Source organism: Sediminibacterium roseum, assembly GCF_009939005.1.
Classification (GTDB): Bacteria; Bacteroidota; Bacteroidia; order Chitinophagales; family Chitinophagaceae; genus Sediminibacterium; species Sediminibacterium roseum.
In genome coordinates, this window is the sequence record NZ_JAACJS010000011.1 from 83,395 (window position 1) to 96,007 (window position 12,613).

Below are 12,613 nucleotides of genomic sequence, written 5' to 3' on the forward strand. Positions count from 1 at the left end.
ACCCGCCGCATGTTTTTAACTTCCCGCTTCTTCCTGGAAACCGCTTGGCGTAATGCCTTTGATCTTCTTGAAAGTTGCGTAAAAAGTAGACTTGGAGTTGAACCCAACCTCTTCGCCCACGGCCTCGATGGTGAGGTTGGTTGGTTGGGAAAGCATGTTACAGGCCTCGTTGATGCGGTATTCGTTTACAAAAAGTGTAAAGTTTTTGTCGGCGGTATCATTGAGTACACGCGACAAATGATGAGCGGGAACATGGATCTCCTTTGCAACATCGCTGATCTTGAGATTGGGGTTCCTGTACAGCTGTTTTTCTTCCATCACCTTTCTCAGCCGGACGATGATGCGTTCGGCATCTTCCGGATCAAGTTTTTTATCGGCGTATTTCTGTGGAGAGAGTGAGAACAGGTCGTTCGTTTTTTTGCGGTACAGCAGCAGGAAGATCACCCCGTAAAGGATCAGCGAAAAACAAAGCGCCGCATTGATGTAACTGCCTTTGGTGATATTAAGATAGGCCCATACATAGCAGAAGAAAAGAATAAAGATGGCCGAACAGATGGCCAATACCCATTTCTCATAAGTTTTGATCGGTTCGCGTACCGCGAGTTTTTTTAAAATGGGGATCAGGGCAAAAACCGAAAGCGCTATATAAAAGCCCCACTGCAGGTAAATCAATGGCACAATGGTTTTGCCCCATAGCCGGGGATGGTATTCGTAGGGAAAAAGAAGGCCCGTTACAACGACCAGCAACAGCCACGTGATCAACTGCCCTATCCATGATCTTTTCATCTCGCGAACCTGCTGCGTTTCGGCCCTGACGAAGAAATACAAAAACGGGCCGATGAAAAAACAGGCGGTCAGCCCGACCTGCAGATATGTTTTCGGCAGGCCCTTGTCAAAAAAATAAGCCACCGATTTCCCGATCCGCAAACTCAATACAAACAGCAGGGCGCCCAGCAGGTAATTGGATAAATATTTCCGCGAAGTAAAAAAGAAAAAATAAAGGCTCAGGATAATGCCATTGAATGCGCCGAGGCAGCTGAAAAAAAACAAGGCCTTATCACCAAAACTCATAAGAGAAAGTTGTTTCCCAAATATAAAGAACGGTGTGTTACCGTTACCTGTTTTTATTTCGCTGCATTTCAAACAACAATTGAATGTTACGAGCCGGTTCTCAATGCTTCCCGGACTTTCGGCGCGATCTTCGTTCCGTACAACTCAATTGATTTCATCAGCGATGCATGTGATGGCCCGCCCACATCCATGTGTGCGGAAAAACGCGTAAGGCCGAACAACTCGTGCATGTGCAAGATCTTTTCAATGGCCTCATTCGCATCACCGATGATGAGGTGGCCGTTGGCCGCTCTTCCTGCATCGTATTGTTTCTGCTGGTACGGCGGCCATCCGCGGCTGCGGCCTACGCGATCCATCTGTGCGGAATACACAGGGTAATAATCCGCAGCAGTTTGTTTGCCGTTTTCCCCAAAAAAAGAATGCATGTGCACAGCCACTTTGAATTTGCTTTCATCATGGCCAAACTCTTTGTACAGGTCGCGGTAATACCGGAACAAAGGTTTGAACTGCGAAGGATCACCGCCAATGATCGCGAACATAACAGGCAGGCCATGCCTGGCCGCACGCACCACAGATTCCGGTGTACCGCCCACTGCGACCCATATCTCGAGATGGTCGTTCACGGCCCTCGGTAATACCTGCTGGTTGTTAAGCGCCGGCCTGAATTTTCCTTTCCATGTAATATTTTTTGATTGATTGATCCGCAGCAGCAGTTCAAGCTTCTCTTCAAACAATGCATCGTAATCATCCAGGTTGAAACCGAACAGGGGATACGATTCAATAAAACTTCCGCGGCCGGCCATCAACTCTGCCCTTCCACCGGAAAGCTGATCGATGGTGGCAAAAGCCTGGTACAGTTTCACGGGGTCCGATGAACTCAAAACAGAAACCGCGCTGCCCAGCTTGATGCGTTTGGTAACCGTTGCCGCAGCGGCCAGTATGATCTCCGGGGCCGATACCGCGTAGTCTGCGCGGTGGTGCTCGCCGATCCCGTAGAAATCAATGCCCGTCTCATCCATCAGCCTGATCTCTTCGATGAGCTCTTTCAAACGCTCACCAACAGGCTGCGTAATGCCATTGCTGATGTTGAGATCGCCAAACATGCCTATACCTAGTTCCATAACAATAATTTGAACAAAGTTATGGGTATTGTCTTTTGGCGGTTGCGAATGGCCGCGGCTATGTTTCACATTCTTTATATAGATTTGTTACAATGAAAGAAACATCCGGCAAATCACTTGCAGGCGTAAAGGAGATCGCGAAACGCGCGAATGTGTCTATTGCTACCGTAGACAGGGTGATCCACAACCGCACGGGTGTTTCTGCCAAAACAAAGGAAAAGATACAGCAGATCATAGACGAACTGGGTTACCAGCCCAATGTACTTGCGCAGCGTCTCGCACTTACCACGCGCGGTACGATCCGCCTCGCAACCTTGTTGCCCAATATCTCGGATGAAACAGAATTCTGGAGAGCACCGCTGGATGGCATCCGCCGCGCGGAACTGGAGATCAGGCAGTACGGCATTCATGTTGAACATTATTTCTTTGACCAGAACAACAGGCAGTCTTTTGCAAGACAGGTAGCCAGGATCAAAAAATACAAACCCGATGGATTGCTGTTCACACCGGTGTTCCCGGAAGAATCGAAACAACTGATCAAGGACAGTGCAACCGCCAATATCCCCTGTGTGCTCATCAATTCCGACCTGCCGGGTTTCGACAATTCCTGTTACATCGGCCCGGATATTTTTCACAGCGGTTACCTCTCGGCGCAGCTGGTAAGTTATTGTGTGAAAGGGAACAAGCCCGTGCTGATCGCCAACATCGCGCGGGAGATCGACAACAACTACGCCATCCTCGATAAGGAGCATGGGTTCAGAACCTATTTCAGCGATCACAAACTCGCAAACCCGCTGATCAGTTTCAATACAACGCAAACCGATTATACCGCGGTGAAAAGCAAACTCAGCAAGCTTTTCAAAAAACACGAAGACATTGCAGCCATCTTCGTAACCAACTCGCGCGTTTCAGTGGTGGCGCGTTGCCTGGAGGACCTGGGCAAGAAAAAAGTATTGCTGCTCGGCCACGATTTCACCAGTGAGAACGTGCATTCGCTCGAACGGGGGCTGATCGATTTCCTGATCTGCGAAAAGCCCGAGGAGCAGGGATACCGCGGTATCACCACCCTGTTCCAGAACCTTGTTTTTTCAAAAGAGATCGAAAAAACCTACCTCATGCCGATCGATATTATTACAAGGCACAATTACCGTTACTACCGGAACTGATGTTTCCTTCCCCGCTCGCCCACCCGTAAAAAAAATTTGGTGAAGTAAATGGAATGCTTAGATTCGTGTACGTACCCGAAAACAGTGAGGCAGACAGGAACAAGGATGGGTTGAGGCGTACATGATTTTTTTTGCCCATTTTACGGGTACGTACCCGTAAATAGAAAAACGATTGCCGTAAACAGGTTTTGCCTGCTTCGATTTGCTATGATGTGCCGTAACCATTCTATAAAATATTTCGTTTCCTTCGCCCTGCTTCTTTGTGCAGGCAAGGTTTCTTCTGCACAGGATTATGACATTCGCCGCTTCGGCGCCAGGGGCGATGGGTTGACCGATAACACCCGATCCATCCAGCAGGCGCTCGACAGTTGCTCGGCATATGGCGGGAGGGTGATCGTTCCCGCCGGTCAATTCGTTACCGCTACCCTGTTTCTTAAAAACAACACAACGCTTCACCTTTCGGCAGGCGCGGTCTTGTTGGGCAGCGAAGACATCAAACAATATCCACAACTCAATGCGGGCATTTCGTTTTACGGCGAGGATTGGGCAAAACAGGCGCTGATCTTTTGCAAAAACGCTTCCAATGTTACCATAGAAGGAGAAGGAACGATCGACGGACGCGGCGCAAGTTTTCCCGTAACCACCGATAAAAAACCCGACCGCTACCGCAACCGCCCCTACCTGCTTTGGTTCGCGGGCTCGAAAAACATTCGTGTGAGCAATGTTCACCTGCGCAATTCCGCTTTCTGGATGCAACATTACCTGGGCTGCGAAAACGTGCAGATAGACGGCCTGGAGATCTGGAACCACTCGAACAAGAACAACGATATGATGGATATCGATGGCTGCCGGTACGTAACCATTTCCAACATACGCGGCGATTCCGACGACGACGGGATCACCATCAAAAGCACATCGCCGCTGGTATCAGAAAACATCACCATTACCAATTGCGTATTGAGCAGTCATTGCAACGCGCTCAAATTCGGCACCGAATCAACCGGCGGTTTCCGAAACGTAACGGTGAGCAACTGTGTGATCAAACCCTCTACCCAAACCACAACCATTTACGGGAAACCCGCGGGCAACGGCGGCCTTGCCATGGAGATCGTGGATGGCGGCATCATGGAAAACATTACCATCAGCAACCTTGTGATCGATGGGCCACAAGTGCCCCTGTTTGTAAAACTCGGCAACCGCGCACGGAAACACAATGCTTCCGCGCCCACCCCGCCGGTAGGCTCGATCAAAAACATCCGGTTGTCGCACATTCTTGCGGTGAACGCAGACGATATAGGTTGCTCCATCTCGGGCATCCCTGGTAAATCGATTGAAGACATCGCGCTCGACGACGTCACCATTCATTCCAAAGGCGGCGGCAGCTCAGTTGATGCCGAAAGGAAAATTGATGAAATGGAAAATGCGTATCCCGAAGGAACCATGTTTGGCAAACTCTCCTCCTACGGTTTATTTGTCCGGCACGTGAATGGAATCCGTTTATCAAACATTACCTTGAAATACGGATCAACCGACCTGCGCGCGGGTTTGTCGCTCGTGGATGTGGATCGTTTTTCCCTTCAATCCATCGATGTACAACACAGTGCCGCATCAAAAGCGTTGATCACGGTTGAAGGTTCCAAAAATGGTTTCATCGGCACGATACCTTTTTCACAATTGAAACAACCCGTACTGGTTGATGCGGCTTCGAAAAACAGTACCGTTATCGCAGATAAAAAACAATGAAGCGGATCTGGCTCATATTATCCTTTGTATGCACGCTTGCCACATCACAGGCCCGCGAGCTGCCTGTATTGCCCAAACCAGTTCAGGCAGAACAAGGCACGGCGGCAATGTCATTCAACCTGCGGAAAAACGCGCAGTATAAAAATGCGGACGCGGATATTCAGCAGCGGTTGAACTGGCACCTGCAACGCATTGCTGCAGCGGGTTCAAAGCCACGGCAGTTGCGGATGATATTGGCGCAACCCGGAGAAATTGAAAAATACGCAGGCGATTTTGGCAACCGCTGGAAAGATTCATTGGGTAAGGAAGGCTACCTGCTCATCGCCGATCAAAATAATTTTGACCTCATCGCGTATACAGAAACAGGATTGTTTTATGGGTTGCAAACCATCCGGCAACTGCAGGATGCGGGATGGCGCAACGCAGTGAGGATCGCCGACTGGCCCTCGTTTAAGCACAGGCAGGTATATGATGACATCAGCCGGGGCCCGGTTTCAACGGTTGCGTATGTGAAACAGCAGATCGAAAGGCTCGCATCGCTCAAAATAAATTATCTCTCGTTCTATATTGAACATGTGGTGCAACCAAAATCGCATCCCGATTTTGCACCGGCCAATGGAAAATTCACGATCGAACAGATCAGGGAACTGAGCCGTTATGCAGCAAAATTTCACATGCAGCTGGTGGGCAGTTTCCAGTCGTTCGGGCATTTCGAAAAAATATTATCGCTGCCCCAATACCAATCGATGGGAGAAACATCAACCATGATCTCCCCCATTGATCCAAAAGCAAAAACATTTTTGCGCGATGTGATCGGCGAGTTGTGTGATGCATTCAACGCACCCTATTTTAACGTGAACTGCGATGAGACCTTCGACCTTGGCAAGGGGCGTTCAAAAAAATATACCGACAGCGTTGGCGTTGCACGTTTCTATTCCGACCACATCAAATTTCTTTACGATGTGGTGCGTTCGCATGGAAAACAACTGATGATGTGGGGCGATATCGCATTGGAGCACGAAGAAATGCTCGATGTATTACCGCGTGATATCATTTACCTGACATGGGAATACGGTGTACAACCTTCATTCGACAAATGGATACAACCGTTTGCAAAACGCGGACTCCGTTTCATGGCCTGCCCGGGCATACTGAATTCTTACCGCATGTTCCCCGATATGCGCATGGCTTATAAGAACATCGAAACATTCGCTGCTGCGGCCAAACGCGCCGGCGCTGAAGGCATCGTGACAACGGTTTGGGATGAAGGGGATGCTTATCTTTTTTCGGGCGACTGGTATGGTGTTTACAAAGCCGCGGAGAACAGCTGGAACGTTTCATCGGTCAATAAAAACTCGTTCAATGAGCGGTATGCTGTGAACACGTACGGGGAAACGGGCGTGCATTATGTGCGCGCACTGGATACTTTGATGGAAGTACGCAATGTGCCGCTCACCTACAACCTCAACAACAATGTATGGCGCGCGGCGATCGCGCCGGCGAAGGGGAGATCGCTTATTCTCAACGATGCAGGTACAGACGAGGTCATACGTATTGCCACACATGCAAAAGCGGAATTGATGCAAGTGAAACCCCGGCGTTATGCAGACGACATCAATACACTTTCCATTGCCATTGATGCGTACCTGCTGATGATGGATGCGAAGCGCAAGATGCCTGCCGCTGCTGCATTGTATACAAACGCGGTATCAAACAAAAGCAAGGCATCGCTTACAGCGGCAATGGGTGTGCTTGAAAAACTCAAGAACAGGTACGATGCGCTGCAGAAGCAATTCAGCAACGCCTGGCTCCGCGAAAACCAACCTTATTCGCTGGATGTGGCCATGAAACCGATGACAGACAACAGCAATGCGCTGGCCAGGATCATGGCAGAACTCGCTTCGCAGGCAAAAGATTTAACAGCGAACAAAGACATGGCCGCGGCCGCGGTTGTCGGGCTTGATATAAAAGCGAACACCCACACCTATTTTCAATACTGGCTGATGAGCGGGCCATTTGCAACGGAAGCGGGCGGCAAGGCGCCGTTGTTCCTCTACGGCGGTGACGGCGCAGAGAAAATGCCGAAGCCCGGGGATCTTATCAATTACAAAAACAAGACATACAGGTGGCAGAAATATGCTTCCCAATCGGGCGGCATCACCAACATCGATGATTTTTACAACAACGCACCCCCTGGCGTTGCGTACGCGTTCTGCACCATCACTGCGGAGAAACCCCTGCAGGCCGCGGCTTTTGCTGCGTTGCCTGCAGGCAGTGAGGTGTTTTGCAACGGTAAAAATTTGTTCATCACTGGCAAGCGGGAACAACAGCCGGTTGCAGAGGAAGCGTCTTTTACGCTTCCTCTCAACGCCGGCATCAACCAGGTGCTGTTCAAAATCCCGGGGGAGCCTATGCGTTGGTCGTTCTCCTTCAGGCTCGATCCTTTACTTACCGTTACCAACCAGAAACACAAATATTTTGTCAACCCAGAAAAACAGAATCATGAACCGGAATAAGTTATGGGCAACGGTTTGCATTGCGGCAATGTCGCTCTCCGCTTTGCAGGTGCGCGCGCAGGCAACAAAGCCCGAGGTGACGAAGGCCATCAATGAATGTGCAACCTATATTGCCAACACGCTTATAGACAAACAGGGCCGCTCGCGTTGCGATTACAACCTTACCGAAGGAAAATGGTACGATTATGAAGTGCCCTGGCACACGGGCCAGGCGATTTATGCATTGCTCCACGCCTATAAAAAAACAGGCAACAAACATTACCTCGAAGTGGCGGAACGCGGGGGCAAATGGTGGATCAGCCAGGAGATCAAAAACCGGCCGGGATTAAACGGGATGGTTGCGGCGATACATGGTGATGTGCTGGGACAGGATTATGCCGTGTTTGCAACCGTATCCGATGGAACGCCGGGGATATATGAGTTGTCGCGCGTAACCAAAAACCCCATATACGCAAAAGTAGCCACCGGCGCAGCGAAATGGATGATGGAGAACATGTACTACCCGGAGGAAGGCGTATGTTATGATGTGCTTGATCTTCGTACGGGAAAGGTGTTGAAAGACAACAGCCCGTTCTGGGATGGCAAAGAAAAACAAACGTTGTATGATGTATCCCGCCCCAATACAGAGGGATGGATCTTTGCGGATGCGTATGAGTTTTCGAAAGACCAGAAATTCAAAGATGCGCATGTGTTGCTGAGCAACAGCCTTATTGACAAACAGGGAAAAGAAGGTGTGTGGATGCAGTTCATGCCGAATTCGGTGATCGATCAATCGTTTCATCCGCGTTTTTCATTGTGGTACGCGGAATCGCTCGTGCATACGTACCGGATGACGAACGACCGCAAATACCTGGAAGCCGCTGCAAGAACCGCGCGCGTATTTGCAAAGGCGCAGACAAAAGACGGCACCATCTTTTACGAGAATTTTTTGAACGGAAGAAAACCGGACAAGGGATCGATTACCGGTTCAGCGGTTTCGCTGGCGGGTATTTTGTGGATGGAACTGTCTGAATACGGATTCAGGGAATTTGACGGGAACATAGAAAAATCCGCTTCGTGGATCATCAAGAACCGGTATGATGTAACGCATCCCGATCCCAACCTGCGGGGCGCTGTAATTGAAACACGCACACGGTTTAACAAGGGAGGCAAGGCATGGCTCACGAACCGCGACATCGGCACGAGCTTTTCGTTGCGCTTCCTGTGTGATTACCTCGATTGGTCGGCAAAAAAATAATGTAAACAAACCCCCTTACTATTATACACAAAACACCAAAACATGAAAAAAGCTATGCGATTACTCACGACGCTGTTTTTGTTCTGCTGCAGCACCGCAATGTTCGCCCAAAGTACAACGGGCCGCATTACGGGACGCGTAACGGATAAAGACGGCAATGCTTTGCCAGGCGCCACTGTTACAGTAAAAGGCTCCACCAAGGCTACAACAACAGATTTAACGGGTACGTACACGTTAGTTGACCTCTCACAGGGCAAAGTCACTTTGTCGATCAACTACATGGGTTTTACCACGGTAGAAAAAGAGGTTACTGTAAAACCGGGACAAACGGTTAATGAAAACATTGCGCTCACGACGTATGTATCGAGCCTGAGCAAGGTAACGGTTACTTCAACACGCGAGGGGCAACAGAAAGCGTTGAACCAGCAGCGTAATGCAGACAACATCAAACAGGTAATTTCTGCGGACCTGATGGGCAGGTACCCTGATCTGAACGTTGCGGAAGCGTTGCAGCGTTTACCGGGTGTAACCATTGGCCGCAACAGCTCGGGAGAAGGATCAACGATCCAGCTTCGTGGCACCCCGGGCAATTTCACAAACATCAACGTGAACGGCGAACAGGTAATGGGCACACAGGAAACAGGCGCGCGCAACGCGGTGCTCGATGTGATACCGGTGAATGTACTGTCGTCGATGGAAGTAGTAAAATCGCTTACGCCTGATATGGATGGAGATGCGATCGCGGGCGTGGTGAACATGAAATCGCCAACGGCCACATCGCTCAAACCAAAGATCTCACTGGATGGGGCGGTTGGTTACAACAACCTTCGCAGCAATGCAAACGGGATTGGCAACCTCTCCTATGGCCAGCGTTTTTTTGCAGACGAGAAAAACCCGAACGGAAAACTCGGGCTGATGCTCAATGGCAGCTGGTACCGCACCAAAAACGGGTACGATGAAACAAATGCGCAGGTATGGCAACAAAAAGATTTTGGCGACGGGAAAGGAAATACATGGTTCCCTACAGATGTGCGTTGGTTGTATGTTGAGAACCAGCGTACGCGCCAGGGATTGAGCGCTACCGTTGACTATGCATTCAGCCCGGTAACAAACATCACGGCAAATGTGATGTACGCGGATCATGAGAACCAGATCACACGTTACAGGAAAAGAACAAGGATGCAAACGGCCAATACAACAAAAAATGCATCTGGCCAGTATGTAACAACACGCGGCCGCTCTTACAACGAGATCAAATCTGCTACGGAAGACGACAAAAATGTGAGCCTGAATATCCAGGGAGAAACCACGATCGGTAAAGTGAAACTGGATGGAGGCATTTTCCTGAACCATTCAGAATTTGAAAATCTTTCCGGCACCTATAATTTCATCACGGGTAATATTGCGCTGAACATGACGGACATTACCGGCGACTACCTGAAAGTATCGGGTGTGGACTGGAAAAACGATGCATCACTGTTCACCTACAATACAGTGGAGCGTGATTACTGGAACTCGGACGGCCACAACTTCACTACCAAACTCAACATGACCATTCCTTACAAGATCGGCAGCAACTCCGCGATCTTTAAAATGGGTGTGAAAACAAAAAGCATGAGCAACGGCAGGTGGAGGCCGGAAACCGCTACGGTAAACACATTCACCGGCGCAGCGGCCACAGGTAAACTGACCAATTTTGCAGGTCAACCCGAAGTATCTGCCACTTTGCTGAATGGTGCAACCAATTTTGGTTTGGGTGTTGACAAAGACGCCACGATCAACTTCTTCAATGCGGGTGTTGGCTTTACAAAAGATGTTCCTACTTCAAGGGGAAGCATCGACTCCTATTTTTACGATGCGTTGGAGAACGTTACTTCGGCGTATGCGATGTCGAGGATCCAGTTTGCAAAATGGATGTTGCTCGGCGGTTTGCGCGTGGAAGCAACGCATGTGAACTATAAAGGAAACATCATCACACAGGATGCGAATGGTGTATGGACCTCTACCACTCCTACCGAGAAAACAACGAACTATACCAAGTTCCTCCCGAACGTGCAGGCGAAGTTTGACCTGAACCGTACAACGGTGCTGCGTACCGGTCTTACATTCGGCTACTCGCGCCCGAACTTTACCGACCTGGTACCGGGCCGTATCACAAGCATCCTTGCACAAACCGTAACGGATGGCAACCCGAACCTGCAACCGGCGTTCTCAACCAACTATGATGCGATCGTTGAAAAATACCTTTCCAACCTCGGTATCCTTTCTGCCGGTGTGTTCTATAAAAATGTTGCGAAGTTCCAGTACAACAGCGTGACCATCCTTACCGGTAACGAGTTCCCTGGTGCGGCGGCATATACCAACTGGCAATATTTCCAGACACTGAACGGCAATACCGCAAACGTGTTTGGTGTGGAACTGAATGCACAGGCGAATCTTACCTTCCTGCCAGGATTCCTGAAAGGATTTTCGGTGTTGGCAAACTACACCTACGCACACTCTAAAGCAGATGCACAGTTCCGCAAAGGGCTGCGTTTGCCCGGCCAGGCTGAGCATACAGCGAACGCATCACTTTCGTATGGATACAAAGGGTTCACCATACAGGGTAACCTGAACTACAACGGTTCGTATACATCGGCGTTGGGAACAGACAATGCAACTGATGTGATACAGGCAGCGAGAACGCAGATCGACCTGAACACATCCGTGAAAATAAACAACCGCGTTACCTTCTATGCAGAAGCATTGAACCTTACCAATGCACCGCAGGTACAGTACTTTGGTGTGTCTGAAAGGATCTACAAAAAACAATACTACTCATACTGGGGACGTGCCGGTGTGAAGATCAGGCTCTAGGCCTCAATAATTTTTCATACCCCGGGAAGCTTTTTTTCCCGGGGTTGAAAAAAACAACAAGCAATCGAAAACAAGGGGCAACCCGAACAGACAACAATCGAATTATGAGAGAAATACAGGCTGAGAAACTGAAAGTAAAAATATTTGACACACGCGAAGCAATGGGACAAGCGGCTGCAAAGACCGTGGCTGCAAAGGTGAGAGAACTGCTGTCAGCAAAAGAAGAAGTGAACATGATATTTGCAGCGGCCGCTTCGCAAAATGAGTTTTTGGCATCGCTGATCAATGAAAACATTGAATGGAACAGGGTGAATGCATTTCACATGGACGAATACATCGGGCTTCCCGCAGGCGCGAAACAATTGTTTGGGGAGTGGTTGAAGGAGCGGATCTTTTCCAAGGTTCCTTTTAAAAATATTTTTTACCTGGATGGACAGGCAATGGATGTGGATGCTGAATGCGCGCGGTACGGCAACCTGCTGCAACAGCACCCGGTAGACATCACCTGCCTCGGTATTGGAGAGAACGCTCACCTTGCATTCAACGATCCGCATGTGGCCGACTTCAACGATACAAGCGATGTTAAAGTAGTTGACCTTGATGAACCCTGCAAAGCACAACAGGTACGCGAGGGATGTTTTGCCAGCAATGCGGAAGTGCCTCCGATCGCATTCACCTTAACCATTCCGGCTTTGCTGAAAGCGCCTTGGATGTATTGTATGGTGCCGGGAATTGCAAAGGCAGAAGCGGTGTACCATACCTTGTATGATGAAATTTCAGAGCAATATCCATCAACCATATTACGCAGGCACGATGGCACGATCCTGTTCCTCGAAACAGAAAGCGCTTCCAGGATCAAAGGAGAGCGCGCATTGGAGCTGGCGGATAATTAACTAAATCAAA

8 protein-coding genes are annotated in these 12,613 nt (G+C 49.4%); 6 read left to right on the forward strand and 2 right to left on the reverse strand.

Annotated elements, in window-relative coordinates:
• Positions 1-15: 15 nt before the first annotated feature.
• Both GWC95_RS05705 and GWC95_RS05710 read right to left on the reverse strand, forming a co-directional pair.
• Positions 16-1,071 carry an AraC family transcriptional regulator gene (locus GWC95_RS05705; protein WP_161817734.1) on the reverse strand — a complete coding sequence of 352 codons (1,056 nt, stop codon included), beginning with the start codon at positions 1,069-1,071 and terminating at the stop codon, positions 16-18.
• Positions 1,072-1,157: 86 nt separating this feature from the next.
• Positions 1,158-2,192 carry an LLM class flavin-dependent oxidoreductase gene (locus tag GWC95_RS05710; RefSeq protein WP_161817735.1) on the reverse strand — a complete coding sequence of 345 codons (1,035 nt, stop codon included), beginning with the start codon at positions 2,190-2,192 and terminating at the stop codon, positions 1,158-1,160.
• A 92-nt stretch (positions 2,193-2,284) separates the two neighbouring features.
• Between GWC95_RS05710 and GWC95_RS05715 the strand changes: the two genes are divergently transcribed.
• From GWC95_RS05715 to GWC95_RS05740, 6 genes are all read left to right on the forward strand, one after another.
• On the forward strand, positions 2,285-3,358 hold the full coding sequence (locus GWC95_RS05715) for a LacI family DNA-binding transcriptional regulator (RefSeq protein ID WP_161817736.1): 1,074 nt from the start codon (positions 2,285-2,287) through the stop codon (positions 3,356-3,358).
• Between the two features lie 207 nt (positions 3,359-3,565).
• Positions 3,566-5,101: a glycoside hydrolase family 28 protein gene (locus GWC95_RS05720; protein WP_161817737.1), complete on the forward strand. Its 1,536-nt coding sequence runs from the start codon at positions 3,566-3,568 to the stop codon at positions 5,099-5,101.
• On the forward strand, positions 5,098-7,617 hold the full coding sequence (locus GWC95_RS05725; protein ID WP_161817738.1) for a glycoside hydrolase family 20 zincin-like fold domain-containing protein: 2,520 nt from the start codon (positions 5,098-5,100) through the stop codon (positions 7,615-7,617). Before GWC95_RS05720 ends, GWC95_RS05725 begins: the two co-directional genes overlap by 4 nt.
• Complete coding sequence (locus tag GWC95_RS05730; protein ID WP_161817739.1) at positions 7,604-8,854, forward strand: glycoside hydrolase family protein; 1,251 nt, start codon at positions 7,604-7,606, stop codon at positions 8,852-8,854. The genes GWC95_RS05725 and GWC95_RS05730 overlap by 14 nt, the downstream gene beginning before the upstream one ends.
• Positions 8,855-8,896: 42 nt before the next feature.
• The gene (locus GWC95_RS05735) at positions 8,897-11,710 is read left to right on the forward strand and encodes a TonB-dependent receptor (RefSeq protein WP_161817740.1); all 2,814 of its coding nucleotides are present in this window, start codon (positions 8,897-8,899) and stop codon (positions 11,708-11,710) included.
• Positions 11,711-11,814: 104 nt separating this feature from the next.
• A complete protein-coding gene (locus GWC95_RS05740; protein ID WP_202630226.1) occupies positions 11,815-12,603 on the forward strand; it encodes a 6-phosphogluconolactonase in 789 nt (262 codons plus the stop codon).
• The last annotated feature ends 10 nt before the right edge of the window (positions 12,604-12,613 follow it).

What these genes read in the sequence shown, in the direction of transcription:
- GWC95_RS05705 (WP_161817734.1), bottom strand. Translation starts at nt 1,071, where the DNA reads ATGAGTTTTGGTGATAAGGCCTTGTTTTTTTTCAGCTGCCTCGGCGCA.
- GWC95_RS05730 (WP_161817739.1), top strand. Translation starts at nt 7,604, where the DNA reads ATGAACCGGAATAAGTTATGGGCAACGGTTTGCATTGCGGCAATGTCG.
- GWC95_RS05710 (WP_161817735.1), bottom strand. Translation starts at nt 2,192, where the DNA reads ATGGAACTAGGTATAGGCATGTTTGGCGATCTCAACATCAGCAATGGC.
- GWC95_RS05715 (WP_161817736.1), top strand. Translation starts at nt 2,285, where the DNA reads ATGAAAGAAACATCCGGCAAATCACTTGCAGGCGTAAAGGAGATCGCG.
- GWC95_RS05735 (WP_161817740.1), top strand. Translation starts at nt 8,897, where the DNA reads ATGAAAAAAGCTATGCGATTACTCACGACGCTGTTTTTGTTCTGCTGC.
- GWC95_RS05725 (WP_161817738.1), top strand. Translation starts at nt 5,098, where the DNA reads ATGAAGCGGATCTGGCTCATATTATCCTTTGTATGCACGCTTGCCACA.
- GWC95_RS05720 (WP_161817737.1), top strand. Translation starts at nt 3,566, where the DNA reads ATGATGTGCCGTAACCATTCTATAAAATATTTCGTTTCCTTCGCCCTG.
- GWC95_RS05740 (WP_202630226.1), top strand. Translation starts at nt 11,815, where the DNA reads ATGAGAGAAATACAGGCTGAGAAACTGAAAGTAAAAATATTTGACACA.